The organism is Candidatus Clostridium stratigraminis (assembly GCF_045310675.1).
Classification (GTDB): domain Bacteria; phylum Bacillota; class Clostridia; order Clostridiales; family Clostridiaceae; genus Clostridium_AT; species Clostridium_AT stratigraminis.
This window is the reverse complement of sequence record NZ_JBJHZZ010000004.1, coordinates 43,512-69,460: the sequence shown is the minus strand read 5'-3', so window position 1 is coordinate 69,460 and position 25,949 is coordinate 43,512. Positions and strand designations below refer to the sequence as shown.

Annotated in this window: 27 protein-coding genes; 26 read left to right on the top strand and 1 reads right to left on the bottom strand. The window is 31.4% G+C overall.

The window, feature by feature from the left end; genetic code table 11:
• The first annotated feature begins 13 nt into the window (after positions 1-13).
• From pta to ACJDUG_RS08280, 20 genes are all read left to right on the top strand, one after another.
• The gene (gene pta, locus ACJDUG_RS08375) at positions 14-1,012 is read left to right on the top strand and encodes a phosphate acetyltransferase (protein ID WP_406769443.1); all 999 of its coding nucleotides are present in this window, start codon (positions 14-16) and stop codon (positions 1,010-1,012) included.
• Between the two features lie 41 nt (positions 1,013-1,053).
• Complete coding sequence (locus tag ACJDUG_RS08370) at positions 1,054-2,256, top strand: acetate/propionate family kinase (protein ID WP_406769442.1); 1,203 nt, start codon at positions 1,054-1,056, stop codon at positions 2,254-2,256.
• Positions 2,257-2,348: 92 nt separating this feature from the next.
• Positions 2,349-2,849: a YceD family protein gene (locus ACJDUG_RS08365; RefSeq protein ID WP_406769441.1), complete on the top strand. Its 501-nt coding sequence runs from the start codon at positions 2,349-2,351 to the stop codon at positions 2,847-2,849.
• Positions 2,850-2,861: 12 nt separating this feature from the next.
• Positions 2,862-3,044 carry a 50S ribosomal protein L32 gene (gene rpmF, locus ACJDUG_RS08360; RefSeq protein WP_406764818.1) on the top strand — a complete coding sequence of 61 codons (183 nt, stop codon included), beginning with the start codon at positions 2,862-2,864 and terminating at the stop codon, positions 3,042-3,044.
• Between the two features lie 125 nt (positions 3,045-3,169).
• Complete coding sequence (plsX, locus tag ACJDUG_RS08355) at positions 3,170-4,189, top strand: phosphate acyltransferase PlsX (RefSeq protein WP_406769440.1); 1,020 nt, start codon at positions 3,170-3,172, stop codon at positions 4,187-4,189.
• Positions 4,190-4,258: 69 nt separating this feature from the next.
• Complete coding sequence (gene acpP, locus ACJDUG_RS08350; RefSeq protein WP_406769439.1) at positions 4,259-4,492, top strand: acyl carrier protein; 234 nt, start codon at positions 4,259-4,261, stop codon at positions 4,490-4,492.
• Positions 4,493-4,606: 114 nt separating this feature from the next.
• Positions 4,607-5,311: a ribonuclease III gene (rnc, locus tag ACJDUG_RS08345; protein WP_406769438.1), complete on the top strand. Its 705-nt coding sequence runs from the start codon at positions 4,607-4,609 to the stop codon at positions 5,309-5,311.
• Entirely contained in the window at positions 5,304-6,392 is a 1,089-nt protein-coding gene (locus ACJDUG_RS08340) for an elongator complex protein 3 (protein ID WP_406769437.1), read from the top strand. Before rnc ends, ACJDUG_RS08340 begins: the two co-directional genes overlap by 8 nt.
• A gap of 52 nt (positions 6,393-6,444) precedes the next feature.
• Positions 6,445-6,705 carry a stage V sporulation protein S gene (locus ACJDUG_RS08335; protein WP_406769436.1) on the top strand — a complete coding sequence of 87 codons (261 nt, stop codon included), beginning with the start codon at positions 6,445-6,447 and terminating at the stop codon, positions 6,703-6,705.
• A 276-nt stretch (positions 6,706-6,981) separates the two neighbouring features.
• On the top strand, positions 6,982-10,548 hold the full coding sequence (gene smc, locus ACJDUG_RS08330) for a chromosome segregation protein SMC (RefSeq protein ID WP_406769435.1): 3,567 nt from the start codon (positions 6,982-6,984) through the stop codon (positions 10,546-10,548).
• A gap of 63 nt (positions 10,549-10,611) precedes the next feature.
• Complete coding sequence (ftsY, locus tag ACJDUG_RS08325) at positions 10,612-11,523, top strand: signal recognition particle-docking protein FtsY (protein WP_406769434.1); 912 nt, start codon at positions 10,612-10,614, stop codon at positions 11,521-11,523.
• 137 nt (positions 11,524-11,660) lie between these two features.
• The gene (locus ACJDUG_RS08320) at positions 11,661-12,008 is read left to right on the top strand and encodes a putative DNA-binding protein (protein WP_406769433.1); all 348 of its coding nucleotides are present in this window, start codon (positions 11,661-11,663) and stop codon (positions 12,006-12,008) included.
• 10 nt (positions 12,009-12,018) lie between these two features.
• Positions 12,019-13,374, top strand: coding sequence for a signal recognition particle protein (ffh, locus tag ACJDUG_RS08315; RefSeq protein WP_406769432.1), 1,356 nt, complete (start codon positions 12,019-12,021; stop codon positions 13,372-13,374).
• A 33-nt stretch (positions 13,375-13,407) separates the two neighbouring features.
• Positions 13,408-13,665, top strand: a complete 258-nt coding sequence (gene rpsP, locus ACJDUG_RS08310; protein WP_406769431.1) for a 30S ribosomal protein S16 — start codon at positions 13,408-13,410, stop codon at positions 13,663-13,665.
• A gap of 18 nt (positions 13,666-13,683) precedes the next feature.
• Positions 13,684-13,911 carry a KH domain-containing protein gene (locus ACJDUG_RS08305; protein ID WP_406764829.1) on the top strand — a complete coding sequence of 76 codons (228 nt, stop codon included), beginning with the start codon at positions 13,684-13,686 and terminating at the stop codon, positions 13,909-13,911.
• Positions 13,912-14,068: 157 nt separating this feature from the next.
• Complete coding sequence (gene rimM, locus ACJDUG_RS08300; protein ID WP_406769430.1) at positions 14,069-14,557, top strand: ribosome maturation factor RimM; 489 nt, start codon at positions 14,069-14,071, stop codon at positions 14,555-14,557.
• A complete protein-coding gene (gene trmD, locus ACJDUG_RS08295; RefSeq protein ID WP_406769429.1) occupies positions 14,554-15,261 on the top strand; it encodes a tRNA (guanosine(37)-N1)-methyltransferase TrmD in 708 nt (235 codons plus the stop codon). Before rimM ends, trmD begins: the two co-directional genes overlap by 4 nt.
• Before the next feature lie 123 nt (positions 15,262-15,384).
• Complete coding sequence (gene rplS / locus ACJDUG_RS08290; RefSeq protein WP_406769428.1) at positions 15,385-15,729, top strand: 50S ribosomal protein L19; 345 nt, start codon at positions 15,385-15,387, stop codon at positions 15,727-15,729.
• A gap of 94 nt (positions 15,730-15,823) precedes the next feature.
• Positions 15,824-16,666, top strand: coding sequence for a ribosome biogenesis GTPase YlqF (ylqF, locus tag ACJDUG_RS08285; RefSeq protein WP_406769427.1), 843 nt, complete (start codon positions 15,824-15,826; stop codon positions 16,664-16,666).
• A 12-nt stretch (positions 16,667-16,678) separates the two neighbouring features.
• Positions 16,679-17,524, top strand: coding sequence for a ribonuclease HII (locus ACJDUG_RS08280; RefSeq protein WP_406769426.1), 846 nt, complete (start codon positions 16,679-16,681; stop codon positions 17,522-17,524).
• Between the two features lie 97 nt (positions 17,525-17,621).
• Here ACJDUG_RS08280 and ACJDUG_RS08275 read toward each other — a convergent pair whose 3' ends face one another.
• Positions 17,622-17,990: a YraN family protein gene (locus tag ACJDUG_RS08275; protein WP_406769606.1), complete on the bottom strand. Its 369-nt coding sequence runs from the start codon at positions 17,988-17,990 to the stop codon at positions 17,622-17,624.
• A 201-nt stretch (positions 17,991-18,191) separates the two neighbouring features.
• Between ACJDUG_RS08275 and ACJDUG_RS08270 the strand changes: the two genes are divergently transcribed.
• From ACJDUG_RS08270 to tsf, 6 genes are all read left to right on the top strand, one after another.
• Positions 18,192-19,712, top strand: a complete 1,521-nt coding sequence (locus ACJDUG_RS08270) for a YifB family Mg chelatase-like AAA ATPase (RefSeq protein WP_406769425.1) — start codon at positions 18,192-18,194, stop codon at positions 19,710-19,712.
• A gap of 91 nt (positions 19,713-19,803) precedes the next feature.
• Positions 19,804-20,847: a DNA-processing protein DprA gene (gene dprA / locus ACJDUG_RS08265; RefSeq protein WP_406769424.1), complete on the top strand. Its 1,044-nt coding sequence runs from the start codon at positions 19,804-19,806 to the stop codon at positions 20,845-20,847.
• 86 nt (positions 20,848-20,933) lie between these two features.
• Positions 20,934-23,027: a type I DNA topoisomerase gene (topA, locus tag ACJDUG_RS08260; RefSeq protein ID WP_406769605.1), complete on the top strand. Its 2,094-nt coding sequence runs from the start codon at positions 20,934-20,936 to the stop codon at positions 23,025-23,027.
• A gap of 202 nt (positions 23,028-23,229) precedes the next feature.
• Complete coding sequence (gene codY / locus ACJDUG_RS08255; RefSeq protein ID WP_406769423.1) at positions 23,230-24,006, top strand: GTP-sensing pleiotropic transcriptional regulator CodY; 777 nt, start codon at positions 23,230-23,232, stop codon at positions 24,004-24,006.
• 221 nt (positions 24,007-24,227) lie between these two features.
• Positions 24,228-24,929 carry a 30S ribosomal protein S2 gene (rpsB, locus tag ACJDUG_RS08250; protein WP_406769422.1) on the top strand — a complete coding sequence of 234 codons (702 nt, stop codon included), beginning with the start codon at positions 24,228-24,230 and terminating at the stop codon, positions 24,927-24,929.
• A gap of 82 nt (positions 24,930-25,011) precedes the next feature.
• Positions 25,012-25,932 (top strand): translation elongation factor Ts, encoded by a 921-nt coding sequence (tsf, locus tag ACJDUG_RS08245; RefSeq protein ID WP_406769421.1) that lies wholly within the window; start codon positions 25,012-25,014, stop codon positions 25,930-25,932.
• The last annotated feature ends 17 nt before the right edge of the window (positions 25,933-25,949 follow it).

Below are 25,949 nucleotides of genomic sequence, written 5' to 3'. Positions count from 1 at the left end.
GGGAGATAAGATTATGGATATAATGAAAGAGTTTTGGAAGAAGGCTAAATCTGATGTAAAGAGGATAGTACTTCCAGAAGGTGAAGAAGAAAGAAACATAGTAGCTAGTGCTATGATTAAAAAAGAAGGTTTAGCAGAATTGGTTTTGCTTGGTGATGCTCTAAAAATCAAAAGCAAGGCTAAAAGCTTAGGTGCTGATATAGAAGGAATAGAAATAGTAGACCCTAAAATTTCTCCAAAGACATCTGCTTACGCTGAAGGTTTTTATGAGCTTAGAAAATCAAAAGGTGTTACTATGGAAAAGGCTCAAAGTACAGTATTAGATCCTATGTATTTTGGAACAATGATGGTTAAATTAGGCGATGCTGATGGTCTAGTATCAGGCGCTATACATACTACTGGAGATTTACTTAGACCAGGACTGCAAGTTATAAAAACTGCTCCTGGAATTTCAACTGTTTCAAGCTTTTTTATAATGCTTGTACCAAACAGCCCATATGGCGATAATGGAATGCTTTTATTTGCTGATTGCGCAGTAAATCCAAATCCTAATGCAGAACAGCTGGCTGCTATTGCAATTTCAACTGCTGAAACTGCTAAAAAATTATGCAATATGGAACCAAAGGTTGCTATGCTTTCTTTCTCAACTATGGGCAGTGCACAAAGTGAATTAGTTGATAAAGTTAGAGAAGCTACAAAAATAGCTAAAGAACTCAGACCAGATCTTGAAATAGATGGTGAATTACAATTAGATGCTGCTATAGTTAAAAAGGTTGCTGATCAAAAAGCACCAGGAAGCAAAGTTGCAGGTCAAGCTAATGTATTAGTTTTTCCTGATTTGCAAGCCGGAAATATAGGCTACAAATTAGTTCAAAGATTTGCAAATGCAGAAGCTATAGGACCAGTTTGTCAAGGATTTGCAAAACCAGTTAATGATTTATCAAGAGGCTGCAGTGCTGAGGACATAGTTAACGTTGTTGTTGTAACAGCTATTCAGGCTCAAAATAATTAATAATGCTTACCAAGGAATAAGGTAATGAGGAGGAAATTTAATTGAAAATACTAGTTGTCAATTGCGGTAGTTCATCTTTAAAATATCAGTTAATTGATATGGTTAATGAAACTGCATTAGCAAAGGGTCTTGTTGAAAGAATAGGAATGGATGGTTCCATACTAACTCAAAAGGTAGAAGGTAAGGAAAAATATATTATAAAAGAGGCAATGCCTAGCCATAAGGATGCTATTAAATTAGTTTTAGGCGCACTTGTTGATAAGAATAATGGCGTTATTTCTGATATGACAGAAATTTCAGCCGTAGGTCATAGAGTTGTTCACGGCGGAGAAAAATATTCAAATTCTGTATTAATTGATGAAGTAGTTATGAAAGCATTAGAGGATTGTGCAAAGCTTGCACCACTACATAACCCTCCTAATATTACAGGTATTAATGCCTGCAGAGAGCTTATGCCAAATACTCCTATGATTGCAGTATTCGATACAGCTTTCCACCAGTCAATACCTGAATATGCTTATATCTATCCTCTTCCATATGAACTTTATAAAGAGCAGGGAATAAGAAAATATGGCTTCCATGGAACATCTCATAGATACGTTTCACAAGTTGCTGCTGAAATGATGGGAAAAGATATTAAGGATTTAAAAATTATAACTTGCCATTTAGGAAATGGAGCTAGTATTGCAGCAATTGAAGGCGGGAAGTCTGTAGAAACTAGTATGGGCTTTACTCCTCTTGAAGGAATAGCAATGGGTACCAGATCCGGAAGCATAGACCCAGCTATAATAACTTTCTTAATGACAGAATTAAATTACAGCATTGATGAAGTTAATAATATTATTAATAAAAAGTCAGGTGTTTTAGGTATTTCCGGTGTAAGCAGCGACTTTAGAGATATTGAAGATGAAGCTTGGAAAAATAACAATAAGCAAGCGCAATTGGCTTTAGATGTATTCTATTATAAAGTTAAAAAGTTTATTGGTTCCTATACTGCAGTAATGAATGGTGTTGACTGCCTAGTATTTACTGCTGGCCTTGGTGAAAACTCACCTGAAACTAGAGAAGCTGTTTGTGCTAACTTAGATTACCTAGGTATTAAGCTTGATCCTTCTAAAAATAAGGTTAGGGGTAAAGCTGTTGACTTAAGTCCAGAAGACAGCAAAGTAAAGGTATTTGTAATTCCAACAAATGAGGAGCTCATGATAGCTAGAGACGTTAAGGAAATTGTGGAAAATAAATAATTTACAATAATTAACGCAAATACTAAATACAGCTTGACTTTTATTTTAGTTGTTTATATAATAAATTGTGGCTAATGCATTGAGGTGACACTATGAAAATAGATGTTATAGATTTAATTGCTAAAAAAGCATCTAAAAAAAAGGTGCATTTAGTTTCCAGTATGGAGAATTTTTATGATGATGGAGAATATATTCAGTTTCTTAAGCCTGTAACATTAGATGGAGATGTATCAATTTCTGAAAATGTTATTAGGTTAGAAGGAAAAGTTACAACTGAGTTAGGCTTATCTTGTTCTAGATGCTTAACAAGTTTTAATTATAATATAGATATTCAAATTCACGAAAACTTTTCCAATAATCCAGATAATAAAGATGATGAAATCATTTTTATTGATAGTGATATAATTGATATCACAGAAAATATCAAAAACAATATAATTTTATCTTTACCTATTAAAAAGTTGTGTAAAGATGACTGTAAAGGCTTATGTCAAGTTTGCGGTATAAACTTAAATGTATCATCCTGCAATTGCACAAGAGATTTAGTTGATCCAAGACTTGCAAAGCTTAAAGATTTGTTTTCTGCAAATTAAGGAGGTGTTACAATGGGAAATCCTGCGAGAAGATTTTCTAAAGCTAGAAGAGACTCTAGAAGAGCACAAACATTTAAATTAAGCCTACCAGGTATAGTTGAATGTCCTCAGTGCCATGAGATGAAACTTGCTCATAGAGTATGCAAAAACTGTGGATATTATAAGAGTAAGGAAGTTGTAGCTACTGAAAAATAATTATAAGAGAAAGTCAATTGACTTTCTCTTGTTTTTTTATTTTATGTATAATATACTTTTTTTAGGAATAATGTTTTTATTATGAAGTAGGAAGGAAGTGAATTCCTGGTATTCCAGGTAATCTTATGATAATTGCAGTAGACGGGATGGGTGGAGATAATGCCCCTGAAGCAGTAATTGAAGGCTGCGTTCAAGCTGTAAATGAATTAGGGGTAAAAATCATACTTACTGGTCCAGAAGAACTTATAAAAAAGACTTTATCAAAATTTACTTTTCCAAGTGAAAGTATTGTGGTAGTGGATTCCACAGAAGTTATAAGCCCAAATGAAGAACCTGTTAAGGCTTTAAAACAGAAAAAAGATTCTAGTTTAGTGAAGGCGTTAAACTTTGTTAAAAATGGAGAAGCAGATGCTGTACTATCTGCCGGAAGCACAGGGGCTCTAATGGCTGGTGCTACCCTTATTATAGGTAGAATAAAAGGAATTAAAAGGGTTGCCCTAGCTCCAATAATGCCTGGAAAGACTAATCCCTTTATGGTAACTGATGCTGGTGCAAATGTAGACTGCAAACCTATTTATCTTCTTCAATTTGCCTTAATGGGAAAGATATACTTTGAAAATATACTAAAGGTTGAAAATCCAACCATAGGGCTTATTAATATTGGTGCAGAAGAAGAAAAGGGTAATGAGCTTACTAAAGAAACCCATAAGCTTTTAAAAGCTTCTAATTTAAATTTTGTGGGAAATATTGAACCAAGGGATGTGCCTTCTGGTGAAACTAATGTTTTAGTTTGTGATGGTTTTGTTGGAAATACATTTTTAAAAACCTACGAAGGTGTTGCAGGTAGTATATTCTCATTACTTAAGACAGAAATAATGTCCTCCTTCAAAACAAAACTTGGAGGATTGTTATTGAAATCAGTATTTGATAATTTTAAAAGAAAGTTTGACTATACTGAATATGGTGGCTCAGCTTTCTTAGGAGCAAAGGGAATAGTAATTAAAGCACATGGTAGCTCAAATAGTAAAGCCTTTAAAAATGCTATAAAGCAGGCAAAAGCTACATATGATCAGAATATTGTTGAAAGAATTACTGAGGAACTCGAAAAGCTAGATGCATGCAGTTTAAATGATACTGCAGATTAAATTTAATATTGACGGCATAAGAGGAATGTAATATTATCTTTATATAACTATAGAGTTGGAGGTGAAATTATGATATTTGAAAAAGTTAGAGATATAATTGCCGATCAATTAGGAATAGATGCTGATGAAATATCTATGGAATCATCATTTATGGATGACTTAGGTGCTGATTCACTTGATATAGTTGAGTTAATAATGGCATTAGAGAGCGATTTTGACTTAGAAATCCCAGATGAAGACGCTGAAAAAATTAGTACTGTTGCAAATGTAGTAGACTACATAAAAGCTCATACTGAAGAGTAATTTTTAAGTCCCGCCCACAGCGGGACTTAAAATTTTAAAAAAATTAGTTTATTCTTGAGCTTGTATAATTATCAGCAAGTTGAAGAATAAACTACTGTAAGGAGAATTGCCTTTATGAGAAAGAATAAAAAAAACTTAGTTGAACTTGAAAAGCTTTTGAATGTAAATTTTACTAATATTCTTTTGTTAAATGAAGCTTTGACACACAGTTCCTATATTAATGAAGATAAAAATTCAATACATTATGAAAGATTAGAATTTTTAGGTGATTCAGTTCTCCAACTTACAATATCAGAATACCTGTATAAAAACTGTAATGAAAAGTCAGAAGGAGAACTTACAAAAACACGTTCCTTAATTGTATGTGAAAATTCACTTCATCAAATAGCAAAAACTTTAGATTTAGGAAAATATCTTAATATGAGTAAGGGTGAAGAACTTACTGGTGGAAGAGAAAGAGTTTCTATCCTTGCTGACTGTGTTGAAGCAATTATTGCAGCTATATATTTAGATAAGGGCTTTGATAGTGCCAAGGAATTTATATTAAATAAATTTGAAGAAATTATCAAAAAGGCTTTAGCTAATGAAATAATCTTAGATTATAAAACAAGATTGCAAGAAATACTTCAAAAGGATGGTGAAGTATCAATTGTTTATAACTTAATAAAATATGAAGGACCACCTCATCACAGAAAATTTTTCACTCAAGTTGTTGTAAACAATAAACCTATTTCAAGCGGCTCAGGATACTCTAAGAAAGAGTCTGAACAAGCTGCAGCAAAAGAAGTGCTTATAACTCTGGAGGATATAAATGAATAAGGCTAGATATATTATTCCTATATTTGTTCCACATGAAGGCTGCCCCCATGATTGTGTATTTTGCAATCAGAACAGTATTACGGGAACTACAACAAAAGTAAATGCGAAATTTGTTAAGACTACAGTAGAAGAGTATTTAAAAACTCTTCCAGAGGAAAACCGTATACTTGAAATTTCTTTTTTTGGTGGCACCTTTACGGCAATTAATATAGAAAAGCAAAAGGAACTTTTAGAAGTTGCAAAATTTTATAAAGATCGAGGAGTTATTGACTATATTCGCCTCTCAACAAGGCCAGATTATATAGATTCACATATTCTTGCTAATTTAAAGGACTATTCTGTTGATATAATAGAGCTTGGTGTACAATCAATGGATAAAGAAGTTCTTATTAAATCCGCAAGAGGCCACAGTAGTGAAGATGTAATAAAGGCTTCTCTTTTAATAAAAGCTTATGGTTTTACCTTAGGGCATCAAATAATGCTTGGACTTCCCGGTGATAGCTTTAAAAAGGATATAGATACGACAGCCGAAATTATTAAACTATCACCTGATTTATGCAGAATTTACCCAGCTCTTGTTATTAAAGACACCCCAATGGAGAAGATGTATTATTCAAATATTTATAAACCATATACATTAGAGGAAGCCATAAAAATATCAAAGGTAATATATGTAATGTTACTTTCTAACAATATAAATGTAATAAGAATAGGATTACAGCCTACAGAAGAAATAAATGTAGGTAAAGATATTATAGCAGGACCTTTTCATCCTTCCTTTAGAGAACTAGTTGAAGGAAGCATATTTAACGACTTAATTTTGGAAGCTGCCCCGAAAAATTATACAGGTGACTATGAAATAACTGTTAACGACAAGGATATTTCTAAATTATTTTGCAATAAAAAAACTTTTTTTAATGACACTAAAGAACAATTAAAGACATTAAATATTAAATTAACGCAGAGCAAGAATATTAACCGTGGCGAATTAGAACTTGCTTACTTTGATCAATGTCACAAAGTGTCGATTAGTGAGTTTTTAACTAAAAAATATAAAGAAGGATATTTAAACCTTTTATAGAATATTATCTCTGTAAAGTTTGTAACATGAATTTTGTAGGGAGGAATTTATAATGGAAGTATTAAAGGTCTCAGCTCAATCACAGCCAAAGTCAGTTGCAGGTGCATTAGCAGCAGTTTTAAGAGAAAATCATGGCGCAGAAGTTCAAGCCGTTGGAGCAGGTGCTGTTAATCAGGCTGTTAAAGCAATAGCTATTACAAGAGGTTTCGTTGCACCAAATGGAATAGACCTAGTGGTAGTCCCTGCCTTTTCAGAAATTGTAATTGAAGGTGAAGAAAGGACTGCAATAAAGTTTATTGTTGAGCCAAGATAATTTATTTGTGCTTTTAGTTTTAAAGTGCCACCTTAGTAATGAAGGATATGTGTTTTTCACAAGCTGTTTATTACTAAGGTGGCACTTTTATACTTGTCACCTTTATATCACTTTGGTATAATATTAATTTATGTAGTGTTATAATAGAAGTAAGAGGTGTTTATTAATGAATAAGAAACAAAGGGAAAAATACACTAAGCTGTTAGCATATTTTATTATTATAATTTTTATTTTAACTTTACTTCCTTCACTGTTTAGATAATAAGGGGTGCACATATGTTTCTAAAATCTATTGAAATTAGAGGATTTAAATCCTTTGCTGAAAAGACGAATTTATCCTTTAAAAAAGGTGTTACTTCTGTTGTAGGCCCTAATGGCAGTGGTAAAAGTAATATATCAGATGCAGTTCGTTGGGTTTTAGGTGAACAAAGCGTTAAAAGTCTTCGCGGCGGCAAAATGGAAGATGTTATTTTCGCTGGTACTCAATATAGAAAACCTGTAGGACTTGCACAAGTTTCACTTGCCTTAGATAATTCGGATGAGAAATTACCTATAGATTATTCTGATGTGATAATATCAAGAAGACTTTATCGTTCTGGTGAAAGTGAGTATTATATTAATAATACTCAATGTAGATTAAAGGATATTCAAGAATTATTTATGGATACGGGAATAGGAAAAGAAGGTTACTCAATAATAGGACAAGGTAAAATTGATGCCATATTAAGCGGAAAGCCTGAGGAAAGAAGAAGCTTACTTGAAGAAGCAGCTGGAATTGTAAAATATAAAAGCCGTAAAGACGATGCCGAAAAAAAGCTTCAAAGTACAGAACAGAATTTGATAAGAATAATTGATATTATTAATACTTTTGAAGAAAGACTTGAACCTTTAAGGATACAATCAGAAAAAGCAAAGGAGTTTTTGAAGCTTTCATCTAACTTAACGGAAAAAGAGGCAAATTTAATAATTCATTCTATTGATATTTCCCAGAATAAAATTAACTCTGTAACAGAAAAAATTAATGATTTAAAAGTACAAATATCTAATATTTTAATTAGCAAGGAAATTTCCTCTAAAAAACTTGAAGAGTTAAATCATGAATTTGAAGAACATAATGCAAAGCTTCAAGATGATCAAAAGGAGTATTATAAAGCTAAATCTCTTTATCAAACTGTTACCTCTGAGAATACCCTGCTTGAGGAGAGAGTTAAGAATCTTAAAGAAATAATAGATAAAAATATTTTAGAGATAAATAAAACTGATGAAAAGCTGAAGAGTTTAGTCAAAGTCAAAGAGGAACAGGAAAATAATCTACTTTCCATGCAGAAGGAAATGAAACAATTAGATGAGACAATAATAAGCTTGGAAGAAGAAATTTTAAAGCTAAATGATGGGCTAAAGAATGATGAAGCTTATGTTTCAGAACTAAAAAATAATGATACCGAAGTCATTAAAAGCATTTCAACAGCAAAAAATTCTATATTGTTAATGGAAAATGAAAGGTTAGGGATAGAAAATAAAATTAGGGATTTAAAGGTTTCTACGGAAAATTTCATTAATTCGATTAAAATAAATTCAAGCACCATTATTATAATTGATGAAAGTATAAATAATATTAAAACTAAATCCTTAAATTCTGAAAATGATATAAAGAAAAATAAACTTGAAATATCCAAATTGAATACACAGTTAACAAAGGATGAGAGACTTCAAAAGGAGCTAAATGTAAATTTAAATAAAACAGAAGCAAATTATCATATGCTTTCAAGTTTAGAGAAGCAATATGAAGGTTATAATAAAGCTGTAAAATCATTGATGCAGGAAATTACTGCAGGTAAAATATCTAAGGCAGAAAATAGGTGCTTTATTTTAGGAGAAATAATCGAAGTAGGCAAACAGTACGAGGTTTCTATGGAAATCGCCTTAGGAGGAGCTATTTCGGATATTATAACCGAGGATGAAAATATAGCTACTTATCTAATTAATCATTTAAAAACTAATAATCTTGGCAGGGCTACATTTTTGCCCTTAAATATTGTTAAAGGCAAGAAAATTCAAAACATTGAAAGCTGCAGCAAGCTTGAAGGTTATCTTGGAATTGCCAGTGAATTAATTAAATATGATGCCAAATTCACTAATGCAATTGAGTTTATATTAGGAAGAACCATCATTGCTAAGGATATGACATATGCCTTAAAAATAGCAAAAGCTACAGGCTACAGCTATAAAATCGTAACACTATCTGGAGAGGTTATAAATTCTGGCGGTTCCTTAACTGGTGGAAGTACATATCATAAATCTACAAACGTTATTAGCAGAAAAAGAGAAATACAGGAACTTCAAGATAAGCTTAAAAATATTAATTTAAGTTTAGAAGAAGCCATTAAAAATGTAGAAGAGCTTAGGGCATTCATTAAGAAATTAGATGAGACAAATTTAAATTTAAGAGACGAAATTTATAAAGATAAAATTGAAACTACAAGATTACAAGGTGAAATTTCTTCAATTACAAATGAAAATAATAAGTTAAATGAAAGCTTGGAAAGGTGTAAAAAAGAAATTGATGCTTTAGAAAATGAAGTTAATAATTTCGATGTAACTTTATCTGAGAAAGAAGCTTCCTTAAAAAAATTAATAGATGAAGAAGCTTTAATGTCAATTAAAATAAATGAGCTTACTGATTTATTAAAAAATAAAAATGTTGAGATTATCGAAGTTAAAGAAAAGAATACCAGCTTAAAAATAAAAAAGGCTCAAAAGGAAGAAATTATAAACAATAAAATCAGAGAGCTTTCTAGACTTGCAAATGATACAGATGAGACCTTAATTAAGAATAAGCATTTACAAGAAGAAAATGAGCTTTCTCAGAACTCATTAAATACTAGCCTGATTTCAATTGAGGAAAACATTAACAAAGCAAAATCAATCGAGCAGGATATTTTAAGCTATGAAGAGTATTTTAAAGCTAGTGAAGCAGCAAAGATTTCCATTAAGGATAAAATAAGCACCGCCTCAAATGAACTTGATAATATAGTTATGGACTTAAATAAAAATGAAGATGAGTATCACAAACAGGAATTATCAATTACAAAACTTCAAGCTGAGTTAGATGGACTTTATGGAAAACTAAATGATGAGATGTCATTAACCTATGCAGAAGCTATTAAATATAGATCTAATATTGAAAATATAGAAGAATATAAAAAAGCTATATTAAAAACTAAAGCTGACATAGCATCACTTGGACTTGTAAATGTAGGAGCAATAGAGGAATATAAAGAAGTTCAAGAGAAATACCTATTTATGTCTTCTCAAAGGGAAGATTTAATAGAAGCTAAATCTGAGCTTGTTTCTATGATTCATGAAATGACTGAAAAAATGAAAAGTGTTTTCAGTGAGAACCTAAACATTTTAAGAGGCTTATTTAATGAAACCTTTAGGGAATTATTTAAAGGTGGCAGTGCAGACTTAATTATAGCAAACGGGGATGAATTAACCTCAAATATCGAAATTAATGTTGAGCCTCCTGGAAAAAAACTTCAAAATATTAATTTAATGTCCGGAGGAGAGAAGGTACTATCAGCTATAGCTCTTTTATTTGCTATTTTAAAGATGAAACCTACCCCGTTTTGCATATTAGATGAAATTGAAGCTGCCTTAGATGATGCTAATGTATTAAGATATGCTGAATTCTTAAAGAAGTTTTCAGATAATATTCAATTTATCGTTATTACCCACAGAAAAGGAACTATGGAAGTAAGCGATATTCTTTATGGAGTTACTATGGAGGAAAAGGGCGTTTCTAAAGTTGTATCAGTTGATTTAAATAAACATCCTAATTAGTAATTATTATGGCACAAAAATAATTAACTAACTGAAATATAATTTTAACCGGAGGAATAGCATATGTTTGGTGGATTTTTTGAAAAGCTTAAAAGCGGTCTCTCTAAAACAAAGGATGGATTTACAGATAGAATAAGCGATATGCTTAATTTATATGTTAATATTGATGAAGAATTATATGAAGAGTTAGAAGAGATTTTAATAACAAGTGATATTGGTGTTGAAACAACCTTAGATATTATAGATAGGTTAAGGAAAAAAGTTAAGGATGACAAAATTAAAGATCCTAAATTAGTTAAACCCTGCTTAAAGCAAGTACTTTCGGAAATCCTTGGCGCTAACGATGAGTCTAGCCTTATTAAAGAGGTACCTGCAATTTTATTAATAGTAGGTGTAAATGGGGTGGGGAAAACTACTTCCATAGGTAAGATTTCAGCTAAATTAAAGGCTTCTGGCCATAAGGTAATATTAGCAGCCGCTGATACCTTCCGTGCTGCAGCCATTGATCAATTAGAAGTTTGGAGTAAGAGGGCTAATGTTGAACTTATCAGGCACCAAGAGGGATCTGATCCAGCTGCTGTAGTTTTTGATTCTATTAAGGCTTCTAAAGCAAGAAAAGCTGATGTTCTCATATGTGATACTGCAGGCAGATTACATAACAAGAAAAATCTAATGGATGAATTGGCTAAAATTAACAAAGTCATAGATAGAGAATACCCAGAAGCATGTAAACAAACTTTACTAGTATTGGATGCTACAACTGGTCAAAATGCTGTTATACAGGCAAAGCAATTTTCTGAAGTTTGTCCTCTTGATGGCATAATCCTTACAAAACTTGATGGAACTGCAAAAGGTGGAATTGTTATATCCATAAAAAGCCAATTAAATATTCCTGTAAAATTAATAGGTGTTGGTGAAGGAATAGATGACCTCCAAGAATTTAATGCCAATGATTTTGTTGAAGCATTGTTTTAATTGGTTAATATTCATAAATTTTTTATGAAAACAAGTTATTTATTTAAAATTATAGACTTATTACAGGCTGTTAAGTAAAAATACTTGACAGCCTATTTTAAATCTGATATTATCTACTTTGTAAGTAAGGTGATTGCATGGAAGAAAGAGTTTTGATATCCTTTTTGCTGGATTATTATTCAGTACTCCTAACTGATAAACAGCAGGAAATAATGAAAATGTATTATAATGAGGATTTTTCTCTAGGAGAAATTGCTGAACTCAGTAATACTAGCAGGCAAGCAATACACGATGTTATTAAAAGATGTCATAAGTTATTACTGGAATACGAAGATAAGCTAAAGCTAAAATATAAAGATGATCTTTTAAATGAAAATAAAAATAAAGTTACAAGCAAACTTGAAGTTTTAAAGGATTATATTTCAGATACAGAAGTAACAACTAAAATCGAGGAAATTAAAAAAGATATAATACAAAGTCTTTAGGAGGATTATCATGGCCTTTGAAGGATTAGCTTCAAAACTACAAGATACTATAAAAAAGCTTAAAGGCAAAGGGAAGCTTAACGAGAAAGATATAAAAGATGCCATGAGAGAAGTAAAGCTTGCCTTACTTGAAGCCGATGTTAATTACAAGGTTGTTAAAAATTTTGTAAACAGCATTAGTGAAAAATGTTTGGGAAATGAAGTAATGGAGAGCTTAACTCCAGGTCAGCAGGTTATTAAAATTGTTAATGAAGAACTAACAACTTTAATGGGAAGCACAGAAAGTACTATCAAATACATAAATAACGATATTACAGTTATTATGTTAGTTGGACTTCAGGGTGCTGGTAAAACTACCATGGCAGGTAAATTATCGCTGCAAATGAGAAAGTCTAATAAAAGGCCCTTACTTGTAGCTTGTGACATATATAGACCGGCGGCAATAAAACAGCTACAGGTTGTTGGAAAGCAAATTGATGTACCTGTGTTTACTATGGGTGACAATGTTAGCGCAGTAAATATCGCAAAAGCCTCCATAGAATATGCTAAAAGTAACAATAACAACGTAGTTATTATAGACACGGCCGGTAGACTTCACATAGATGAAGAGCTTATGTTGGAGTTAAAAGATGTTAAGGCTTCGGTTAATCCAAGTGAAATACTCCTTGTTGTTGATTCAATGACTGGCCAAGACGCTGTTAATGTTGCTCAAAGTTTCAATGAGCAGCTGGACATTTCAGGTGTTATTCTTACAAAACTAGATGGTGATACAAGAGGCGGTGCCGCACTTTCTATAAAAGCTATGAGTGGTAAGCCAATTAAATTTGTTGGACTTGGAGAAAAGATGAATGATTTAGAAGTCTTTTATCCGGACAGAATGGCATCTAGAATTCTTGGAATGGGCGATGTACTTTCACTAATAGAAAAAGCCCAAGCAGCAATTGATGAAAAGTCTGCTAAAGAACTTAGTTCAAAGATGTTCAGCCAGGAATTTAATCTTGAGGACTATTTAGGATTAATGAGCCAGATGAAAAAGCTTGGCCCTATAAATAAATTAGTTGAAATGATTCCAGGTTTTAATTCTAAAGAACTTCAAGGTGTTGACTTAAGTCAGAGCGAGAAAGAGCTTAAACGAAAAGAAGCAATTATTCATTCTATGACCATTAAAGAAAGAAAAAATCCTAGCTTAGTTAGTAGTTCTCCTTCTAGAAAAAAGAGAATTGCTCTAGGTTCAGGTACAAATATACAAGAAATTAATAAATTTCTTAAAGAATTTGACATGATGAAAAAACTTATGAAACAAACAAAAAATATGCAAAAGGGCTTTAAAAAGGGTATGTTTGGAAAGTTACCTTTTATGAAATAAGCTAAAGCATATCCTTTAAAGGAGGTGAAATAAATGGCAGTAAAGATAAGACTAAAAAGAATGGGTGCTAAAAAAGCTCCTTTTTATAGAGTTGTTGTTGCTGATTCAAGATCTCCAAGAGATGGAAGATTCATTGAAGAAATAGGTTACTATAACCCAACTACAGAACCAACTACTATAAAAATCGATGAAGAAAAGGCTATACAATGGGTTAAGAATGGTGCTCAACCATCAGACATAGTAAAGAGACTATTCACTAAAACTGGAATTAACGAAAAACTTTCCAAGTAATCACTGGGGGTGTGTTCTATGAAAGAACTAGTTGAAATAATAGCTAAATCTTTAGTTGATAACCCAGAAGCAGTTCAAGTAAATGAAGTGACTGGAGAACAATGCACTATACTTGAGTTAAAAGTTGCACCAGATGATATGGGCAAGGTAATTGGCAAGCAGGGAAGAATAGCTAAAGCTATCCGTACTGTTGTCAAAGCAGCAGCTATTAAAGATAATAAAAGAGTTGTTGTAGAAATAATATAGGGGGTTAGGTTAAACCTAATCCCTTATTTTATAGGTTAAAGCTTTATTTTTACGTTTGTTTTTAAAAAATCAGGTATCTAAGGCCTGATTTTTTAAAAACAAAAATTAAGATGAGGAGTTTAATATCTTTAATACTTTATAAGAAGGTGAGTGTATAATGAGAGAGTTTATTTCAATTGGTCAGATTATTAATACACATGGATTAAAAGGCGAACTAAAGGTTTTTCCTTTAACTGATGACATTAGACGCTTTAGGAAACTAAATGAGATTTATATAGATAATGTTCTTAAAAAAGTAGTTTGGTGCAAGCTACAAGCTGATAAGGTTATTATGAAGCTAGAAGGCATTGAAACTATAGAAGATGCTTTAAAATTAAAAAATAAGTATATAGAAGTTAATAGAGATAATGCAGTAGAATTATCACAAGGTGAATACTTCATAGCTGATATAATAGGCTGCAGAGTTTATGATGAAAACAAGGTAGAGCTTGGAGTAGTTTCTGATGTAATTCAAACTCCAAGTAATGATGTATATTGGATAAAAGGTAAAAACGAACTGCTTATACCAGCCTTAAAACATATAGTTATAAGTATATCAATAGAAAATAAAGAAATAATTATAAAACCTTTAGAGGTATGGCAATGAAGATTCATGTTTTAACACTTTTCCCAGACATGTTCAATGTATTTAATCAAAGTATACTTGGAAGGGCTATGGAAAAGCATATTATTGAAATAAATGCTGTAAATATACGAGATTATTCTGCTGATAAACATAAGAAAGTTGATGATTATCCTTATGGCGGAGGTGCAGGTATGGTTATGACCCCTCAGCCTATTGTTGCTTGCATTAAGGCTGTTAAAGAAGCTAATAATGGTAAGGTAATATTTTTAGGACCCAGGGGCAGAAGATTTGATCAGGAGTCTGCAAAAGAGCTTTCTAAAGAGAAGGAGCTAATTTTTCTTTGTGGTCATTATGAAGGTATAGACGAACGGGTCTATAATTTTGTGGATGATGAGGTTTCTTTAGGTGATTTTGTACTTACTGGAGGAGAGATGGCAGCAATTCCAATAATAGATAGTATATGCAGGCTTGTTCCTAATGTATTATCCAGCAGCGAGAGCTATGAAGAGGAATCCTTTTACGCTGGTGCACTTGAATATCCTCAATACACAAGACCTGAATGTTTCGAAAACTTAATGGTTCCTGAGGTTTTACTATCCGGACATCATGATAATATCAGAAAATGGAGAAGACTTGAGTCCTTAATAATAACTAAGAAAAAGCGTCCTGATCTTTTTTCTAAATTAAACTTAACAAAGGAAGATATTAAGCTTTTAAAAAAGTAGTAAAAAATAATTTTATTGCATTTACTCACTATTTGTGATAAAATTCATTTTGTGCTAGTACGGGCGGTCCTCTGATACATATAACGATCACGAACGTCAAATAAATAGTAGGAGGGAATGCACATGTTAGATATAATAAGAGCTATCGAAGCTGAACAAATTAGAACAGATTTACCTAGCTTTAACGTTGGTGATACTATCAAAGTACACGTTAAAGTAAAAGAAGGTACTAGAGAGAGAATTCAGGTATTTGAAGGTGTTGTTCTAAAGAAACAAAATGGAGGAATTAGAGAGACTTTCACTGTAAGAAGACTTTCTTCAGGCATTGGCGTTGAAAGAACTTTCCCAATGAACTCCCCTATAATAGACAAGGTTGAAATCGTAAGAAAAGGTAAAGTTAGAAGAGCTAAACTATTCTATTTAAGAAGTAGAGTTGGTAAGGCAGCAAAAGTTAAGGAATTAATATAAAAAGGGCTCTTAAGCCCTTTTTTCATTCTATAGGAATTTATAAAATTAAAGATAAATACTTAATTATAATAAAGGAGTTGAAGCTTAATTAACTATGGCAATAAATTGGTTTCCAGGTCATATGGCCAAAACAAGAAGAGAATTAAAAGAAAATATTAATCTAGTAGATGTAGTAATAGAAATAAGAGATGCAAGAATTGTTACCTCCAGTGCAAATCCAGAAATTGATGGAATTTGCGGAAATAAACCTAGGCTTATTTTACTTAATAAAAGTGATTTAAGTGAAGCAAAAATAACTGAGGAATGGATAAAAAAGCTTTCAAAGGACAATGTAGCAGTTATTTCGGTGAACAGTATTACTGGAGAGGGACTTAATCTAATAAAACCTACAATCAACAATATATTAAAAGAGAAACATGATAGATTAAAGGCTAAGGGCTTAATTAATATAACCACTAGGGTTATGGTGGTAGGAATTCCTAATGTAGGTAAGTCTTCTTTTATTAATAGATTAGCTAAAAACAATATAGCTAAAACAGGAGATAGACCAGGAGTTACTAAAAGCAGACAATGGATTAAAACAAAAATCGGAATAGAACTTATGGACACTCCAGGTATACTATGGCCTAAATTCGAAGACGAAAATGTTGCTCTTAACTTAGCTTTTACTGGAGCAATAAAGGACGAAATAATGGATATTGAAGAATTAGCTCTAAAGCTTGTTTCTGTACTTCAAGAGCTTTATCCGGCAAGGCTTATGGAGAGATATAAGCTAAACTCATTAGAAGAAGACCCACTTGAAAACCTAAATAATATTGCGAGAAAAAGAGGTGCAATATCCTCTGGTGGGGCAATAGATTATAATAGAGTTTCAGTTTTACTACTTGATGAGTTTAGAGGCGGTAAATTAGGTAAAATTTCATTGGAAAGGCCTTAACAAGGTGAAATAATGGAGAATACAATTTATGAATCCTTAAGTAATTTTTCTAAATTTAGCTTTAATGAAATTAAAAGTGAAGTAGACAATTTTAAGAATAGCTGTATTGAGTTTAAAACTGATACCTCAGTATTACTCGAAATTGCTTCGAATTTAGAGAAAGATTCAAGAAAAAATGTTCAAAGCTTAGCATTAAAAATCAAAAATTTTATAAGCCTTAGAATAAAGGAAATTGATAGGGTAAAGAAAATGTATGATTTTGATAAAAGCTACATTAGTTCTGGATACCTAGCAGGTGTAGATGAAGTCGGCAGAGGGCCTCTAGCAGGCCCCATAGTGGCTGCTTCCGTTATTTTAGATTTAAATTACAAAACCCAAAAGGATCTGCTTCTTGGAATAAAAGATTCAAAAAAACTTACTAGTAGACTTAGAGAAGAACTTAGTGAGATAATTAAAGATAAGGCAATAGCATATAGCATTTCACAATTAGAGAACACCACAATTGATTCTAAGGGAATAGCCTTTTGCAATAATGAAATTTTTAAGATGGCTGTAGCCTCTCTTCATCAAAGGCCCAGTCTAGTTTTATCTGATGGGTATCCTATTAAAAATTTCAACATAAAAAATAACTATGCTGTAAAAGGTGATGAAAAAAGTGCAAGTATTGCCTGTGCCTCTATTATAGCTAAGGTTTATAGGGATAATTTAATGAAAGATTATTCAAAAATTTATCCTAATTATGGCTTTGAGGAAAATATGGGATATGGTACAAAAGAACATATTGAAGCCTTAAAAATCTATGGTCCCTGTGAAATACATAGAAAGTGCTTTTTGGGGAAATTAATAATAAACAAATAGTTAACTAAGAAATAGTAGCTATCCACTTGCAGTTGGAACTACTATTTTTTATGATTTTTTCTATAAGTAATTTAATCGCCCAGTTAAAAATAAACTATTAAATTTGAAAAGCATCCTTTATAAGTCTAAGTTCATAGGTATTACTATCTAATTTTAATAAAATTTCTATAACATCAAACCTAAAGGAAAAATTATATAGCTTATTTTTCATTATGTAAAATTCTGCAGCCTTATACAGCTTTCGCTTTTTATTATAATTTACTGCTTCTGCAGGCCTTCCATAATCAGTATTATATCTAGATTTTACTTCAATAAAAGCTATATGTTCCTTGTCCTTTCCTATAATATCTATTTCTCCTATTTTACAGCTGAAATTTTTTTCTATTATTATATATCCTTGTTTCTTAATATACTTTTCAGCTAATAACTCTCCTAAGGTGCCTATTTTCCTGTTGCACTCATGCATAAAGTTCTCCTTAATATTCTTACTCACTCTATTCTCACTCTAAATTATGTACTTTATATTTTAATTTAATCATATATAAAAGATATGAATTTCAAAAAAATTATTTATGAGTTATATATTTATTATTATTGTCAATACTTTATTTTTAGAGAAACATAGAAAGTAAAATTTATATATAAAATTCTTATGGGAGGTTAACATATGGCAATTAAGGTTATTACAGCAGCATTTAGCGGAATAAGTGGAATTATGGTAACTGTTGAAATTGATATTGCAAAAGGTCTTCCGAGCTTAAATATAGTTGGACTTGCGGATGTATCAGTTAAGGAATCAAAAGAAAGAGTAAGAGCTGCAATTATAAATTCTGGTTATGAATTTCCAATCAATAGAATTACAGTAAATTTAGCTCCAGCAGATATTAGAAAAGACGGTTCACAATTCGACTTACCAATAGCAATTGGAATTTTAATGGCTACAGGGCAAGTAAATATATGCAGTAATGAAACTTATCTCTTTATAGGAGAACTTTCACTCTCAGGTGACATTAAGAAGGTTAAAGGTGCTCTTCCTATTATTTTAGAAGGAAGTGAAAATAATATTAGAAACTTTATTGTTCCCTCAGGTAATGCAAAGGAATGTGCCATAGTACAGCAGTGTAATATTTATACCTTCGATACTCTAAGACAAATTGTAAACTTTCTAGAGTATAAAGACATGCTGCCTTATTTTGAAAGTGTAGGCGAAAGGGATAATAATAATTTTGAATATGATTTTAAAGATGTAATAGGGCAGGAAAGCTGTAAAAGGGCAATTGAAATTGCAGCAGCTGGGGGGCATAACCTAATTCTCTGGGGGCCTCCTGGTTCAGGCAAAAGTATGCTTGCTTACAGAATACCCTCAATACTTCCTAGTCTAAGTTATGAGGAAGCATTAGAGGTAACAAAAATTTACAGTGTTTCTGGAAATTTAAAAGAAGAAGGCTTAGTAAGAAACAGGCCTTTTAGAAGCCCTCATCATACTAGTTCTAATATTTCCTTAGTGGGTGGAGGTAACAACTTAACACCTGGTGAAATTTCACTAGCTCATAATGGAGTGTTATTTTTAGATGAAATACTTGAGTTTAAAAAAGGAGTTTTAGAGGTTTTAAGACAGCCTTTAGAAGATAGATCTATTAAAATTTCAAGGGCAAATGGAAGTGTTGTATATCCAGCAAGTTTTATGCTTGTGGGATCCTTGAATCCATGTCCCTGTGGCTATTATCGCAGTGCTTCAAAGATATGTAATTGTTCTGACTATGAAAGAAAACGTTATATTTCTAAATTATCCGGACCTCTTCTGGATAGAATAGACATTTTTGTTTATGTCAATTCACTGAATTATAAGGAAATAACTGCAAAAAACAAGGCTGAATCCTCTATCGCCATTAAAAATAGAGTTGATGCTGCAAGAAAAATTCAGAAAGAAAGGTTTATAAATTCTAAAATTAATTGTAATGCTCAAATGAATATGAAACAAATATCTGCGCATTGTAAATTGGATAAGGACAGCTCTATTCTACTTGAGAAAATATATAATAAATATCATTTAAGTAATCGTGCCTACAGCCGGATATTAAAAATCTCAAGAACTATAAGCGACTTAAATGGAAATAAAGCCATTAAATATACTGATGTTGTAGAAGCAATAAACTATAGAAAATTTTTAGAAGAGAACATTATTTGACTTATGAAAGATACTTATAGAAAGGATTATATATAAATTAATATTTATATATTACTAGAATAAGATGATAAAATATTGCATCTGGTTTTCAATGATAAATTTAAACTATAAACAAAAATTAAATATTTTAAAGGAATATAAGGATTTAAAATATTTATACGAAATATGCTATGAAAATAAATTTAAGGATAAAGTCCTTCAAAAGAAGCTTCTTAGCTACTATGATGATAAAGCCATAAATAAGGTATTAGATATAATTTATAGATATGATATTAAGGTAATAAATTATTTTGACAACTTATATCCGGAGAAGTTAAAAGTATACGAGGATGCACCAAGTGTACTTTATTATAAAGGTGATATAAGTAAAATAAAGCTTAAGAATAATATTTCTATGGTAGGTTCTAGAAAATGTACTTATTATGGATTAAAGGTGGCTGAAATATTAAGTTCTGAGCTCTCAAAAAATAATATAAATATTATAAGTGGAATGGCAAAGGGCATCGATACAACAGCACACAAATATTCTCTAGAAAATCATGGTTATACCTGTGCAATATTAGGTAGTGGACTAGATATTATTTATCCTTCTGAAAATGTGGCTTTATATGGAAGTATTGTTCATAATGGCTGTGTAATTTCAGAATTTCCACCTGGAACACCTCCTTTAGCTCTTAATTTTCCAATAAGAAACAGAATAATTAGTGAGCTAAGTGATATAGTAATAGTAATAGAGGCTGGACTTAAAAGTGGATCTCTTATAACAGCTAGACTTGCTTTAGATGTTGGAATCGACGTAATGGCAGTGCCGGGCTCCATCTTTTCAGAGCAAAGTAAAGGCTGTAATAAACTTATTAAGGATGGAGCTTTTCCTTTAACATGTATAGAAGATGTTTTTGATCTATTGAACTTATGTTATTCTAGTAATATAATACAAAAGCAGGAAGAATTAAGTAATATTGAAAAAAAGATATATAAGGTAATTAGCGATTCTCCCATACATTTTGATGACATAATTAAAATCACTAAGGTTGACATTAAACATTTATATGAGGTATTATTTGAATTGCAGCTAAAGGATGAAATATTGTGCTTAGCTGGAAACTATTATGTTAGAAATAATAAAGTCATTTAATAATGATAAATTCATGGTAATCATAATTTTTAGGGGGTGAAGATCCTGATATGAAATTTCTTACAAAATTTATATCAGGTAATTATATGGGTCAAAGATTAGTTATTGTTGAGTCACCTGCAAAGGCTAAAACTATTGAGAAGTATTTAGGGAAAAATTATATTGTAGAAGCATCTATGGGTCATGTTAGAGACCTACCAAAAAGTCAGTTAGGAGTGGATGTTGACAATGATTATACTCCTAAGTACATTACAATTCGTGGAAAGGGAGAACTATTAGATAAATTAAAAAAAGCAGCTAAAAAAAGCGACAAAGTTTTTCTAGCAACAGACCCAGATAGGGAAGGTGAAGCTATATCCTGGCATTTAGCTAAAGTCTTAAATATAGACGAAAAGGAAAAATGCAGAATTGAATTTAATGAGATAACAAAGGGAGCCGTAAAAAATGCACTTAAGTCACCAAGGGCGATAAATCCTAATGTTGTAGACGCTCAGCAGGCTAGAAGGATTTTAGATAGGTTAGTAGGCTATGAAATAAGTCCTATACTATGGAAAAAAGTTAAATGGGGGCTAAGTGCTGGTAGAGTACAATCCGTTGCATTAAGGTTGATTTGTGACAGAGAAGCTGAAATTAATGAATTTATCCCTAAGGAATATTGGTCTATAGAATGTGATTTGCATAAAAAGAACAATAAGAAAAACTTTCTCGTAAAGCTTGTATCTAGAGACAATAAAAAAGTGGAAATAAGCACTAAAGAAGAATGCGTTAGCATAATAAGTGAATTGGAAAAAGGAGAATTTATTACAAATAAGATTAAAAGGTCTCAAAAAAACAAGAATCCTCTTCCTCCATTCACAACAAGTACACTGCAGCAGGACGCCTATAAAAAACTTAATTTTTCAACTAAAAGAACCATGTCCGTTGCTCAGCAGCTTTATGAAGGAGTAGATATAAAAGGTCACGGGACCCTTGGTTTAATTACCTATATGAGAACTGACTCAGTTAGAATTTCAGAGGAAGCACAAGCATCTGCCAAAGAATTTATACTAGATTCCTATGGTGAAAATTATTTACCTAACTCGCCAAGAATATATAGAAGCAAAAAGAATATACAAGATGCTCATGAAGCTATAAGACCTTCTCATATTGAACTAGCTCCAACTCTAGTAAAAGACAGCTTAAAAGATGAGCAATATAAACTATATGCATTAATTTGGAATAGATTTATGGCAAGTCAAATGGCATCTAGCATATTAAATACACTTACTGTGGAAATAAGTAATGGTATTTATGAATTTAGAGCCAATGGTTCAAGTGTTAAATTTGATGGATTTATGAAATTATATGAATACCTATCAGAAGAGGAAGAAGGTTCCATTAATATACCAGACTTAACTGAAGGTGAAGTTTTAGAAATGAAAGATAAAGTTATTGAAGGAAAACAGCACTTTACTCAGCCGCCAGCTAGGTTTTCAGAAGCTACAATAGTAAAAACCTTAGAGGATAACGGTATAGGTCGTCCAAGTACTTATTCACCTATTATATCAGTTTTACTTGATAGAAAATATGTTGATAGAGAAAAGAAAACTTTATTTCCAACAGAATTAGGCATCATTGTAAATACTATTGTCAGTGATTACTTTAAGGAAATTGTTGATGTGGAGTTTACAGCAGAAATTGAAGATAAGTTAGATAATGTTGCAGAAGGAAAAGAACAGTGGAATAAGATAGTTGATAGCTTTTTTACCCCCATAAAAAAGTCAATTGAGATTGCAGAAAAAGAGATTTCTAAAATTACAATTGAAGATAAAGTCAGTGATGTAAAATGCGATAAGTGCGGAAGATTCATGGTTATAAAACATGGGCGCTTTGGAGATTTCCTTGCATGTCCGGGTTATCCAGAATGTAAAAACACTAAACCAATTGTTGAAAAACTTGATGTTAAATGTCCAAAATGCGGCGGGGATATCTTAGTTAAGAAAAGTAAAAAAGGAAAAAAGTTTTTTGGCTGCAGCAACTACCCAAATTGCGATTTTGTAAGCTGGTTCGAGCCTGTAAGTGAGAAATGTCCTTCCTGCAACGGAAATATGGTTAAAAAATATTCCAAAACAAAGGGTATAATTTATGAATGTATAAATCCTGAATGTAAACATAAGGAAATTAAAGGTGATATGAGTTAATAATAAAATAAAATGTCGAATATTTTAAAAATTTTGTTGAAATATATTTTTTTATATGTTATTATATATGAGAAATTTAATAAAACAATTCTAAATTTTTAAAAAAATCTTAAAATAGAATTAACCCATGTTAACGGTTTCAATTGTGTGTAAGAGTAAAGAGCACTAATTGGTTTTATTAAGAAAGTAAGGAGGAAAATAAATGTCATCATTGTTAAGTAAAACACGTATGTTAAACAAAATATTGCAAAAGTCAGGTACCGAGCCTGTAGTCTTTGATGATATATGCAATTTACTCAGCGAAGTATTAGCATGCAATGTGTATATAATAAGTAGAAAAGGCAAAATATTAGGTTATAATTTATCTTCTGATTTTGAATGTGATATAGTAAAGAATAAAATTATCAATGAAATGAGATTTCCAGAAGATTATAACAGTAAATTATTAAACGTTCATGAAACCATGGCTAATTTGCCAAATGAAGGTCTTTGCGTTTTCGAGGAAGAAAAAAATTGTAATGTTGAGAATAAACTAAGCACTATAGTTCCTATAAACGGAAATAGAGAAAGATTAGGAACCTTGCTTCTAGCTAGATTTGACAATGAATTTACTGAGGAGGATCTAGTTATTTCTGAATATAGTTCTACAATAATTGGTATTGAAATACTTAGATCAAAGAATGAGGAAATTGAAGAAGAAGCTAGAAAAAAAGCTGTAGTGCAGCTTGCTATTGGCACTCTTTCATATTCTGAGCTTGAAGCTGTAGAGCATATATTTAATGAACTTGAGGGTGATGAAGGACTTTTAGTTGCATCTAAAATAGCAGATAAAGTTGGTATAACTAGATCTGTAATAGTAAATGCTCTTAGAAAATTTGAAAGTGCTGGCGTTATTGAATCAAGATCCTTAGGTATGAAGGGTACACATATTAAGATATTAAATGATAAATTAATCGATGAATTAAAAAAGATAAAATAATATTAATGGCATCCATAAGAGTAATGACTTATTTAAATATAAGTTATTACTCTTACGGATGCCATTTTAAATATATTTTATTTTCTAGTTGAATATGGATAAAACATATGATATACTACTTTAGGAATAAATACACACATTATCTAATTTATAATAGGTTCCTTGAGTGGCTATTTATAAATATGAAGATAGTGGAGGTAAAAAACAAGGAGGAAAAATTTATGTCAGTTATTTCAATGAAACAATTATTAGAAGCTGGTGTTCATTTTGGACATCAAACAAGAAGATGGAACCCTAAGATGGCTCCATATATATTTACAGAAAGAAACGGTATTTATATTATCGACTTACAAAAAACTGTAAGAAAAATTGAAGATGCATATGATTTTGTAAAAAGCGTATCTGAAGAAGGAAAAGATGTTCTTTTTGTAGGAACTAAGAAGCAAGCTCAAGAAGCAATTCAAGAGGAAGCAGTTAGAAGCGGAATGCATTTTGTTAATAATAGATGGTTAGGTGGTATGCTTACTAACTTCAGAACTATTAAAGCAAGAATTAGAAGACTTGAAGAATTAGATAAAATGGAAGAAGACGGAACATTTGAAGTTCTTCCTAAGAAAGAAGTTATAAAATTAAAGAATGAAAGAGAAAAGCTTGAGAAAAATCTTGGTGGAATAAGAAATATGGACGGACAAAATATTGGCGCATTATTTGTAGTTGATCCAAGAAAAGAGAAAAATGCTATTTCTGAAGCTAAAATTCTTGGTATACCTGTAGTTGCAATAGTTGATACAAACTGTGATCCAGATGAAGTAGATTATGTTATTCCTGGTAATGACGATGCTATCAGAGCAGTAAAATTAATAACTGCTAAAATCTGCGATGCAATAATTGAAGGAAGACAAGGTGAACAATTAGCTGAATAATGCTAATTTACTAAGAATAAAAAGGTAGGTGAATTATTTTTCATTTACCTTTTAAATTAACGTTTTATAGGAGGAATTGAGAATGATTACCGCACAAGCAGTAAAAGAACTTAGAGAGAGAACTGGCGCTGGAATGATGGAATGCAAAAAAGCGTTGACTGAAACTAATGGAGATATGGAAAAAGCAATAGAGAATCTTAGAGAAAGAGGATTAGCTGCTGCCGCTAAAAAAGCTGGTAGAGTTGCATCTGAAGGTTTAGTTGAGACTTATTTAGCTGAAGGTAATAAATCAGGTGCCATTGTTGAAATAAATTGTGAGACTGACTTCGTTTCAGCTAACGAAGAGTTTGCTAACTTAAGCAAGAATATAGCTAAGCAAGTATCAACAACTAATGCTAAAACTGTAGAAGAATTAGTAGAAGAAAAATATATAGCTGATAATAATATTACAATTAAAGATGCTGTAACAGCTTTAATAGCTAAACTTGGCGAAAATATGGCTGTTAGAAGATTTACTAGATTTTCAATAGATAAAGGCTTAGTTCACAGCTATATTCATGGCGGCGGAAGAATAGGCGTTTTAGTTGAAGTAGCATGTGAAAAAGATAGTGATGTTGTATTAAATGTTGCTAAGGATATTGCAATGCAAGTAGCAGCTGCGAACCCATTATTCTTAAATAAAGAGCAAGTAGATGCTGATACTTTAGAAAAAGAAAAAGAAATATACAAAGTTCAAGCTATGAACGAAGGAAAGCCTGAAAATATTGCTGAAAAAATGGTTCAAGGCAGAATTCAAAAATACTATAAAGAAAATTGCCTAATTGAGCAAGTTTGGATTAGAAATTCAGATTATACAATAACAAAATACTTACAAGAAAAATCTAAGGAAATTGGTGCTCCAATCACTGTTACTAGATTTGTAAGATTTGAAAAAGGCGAAGGAATTGAAAAGAAAGTAGAAGACTTTGCTGAAGAAGTACGTAAACAAATGCAACAGGGCTAATATAAAAAAAGGGAACA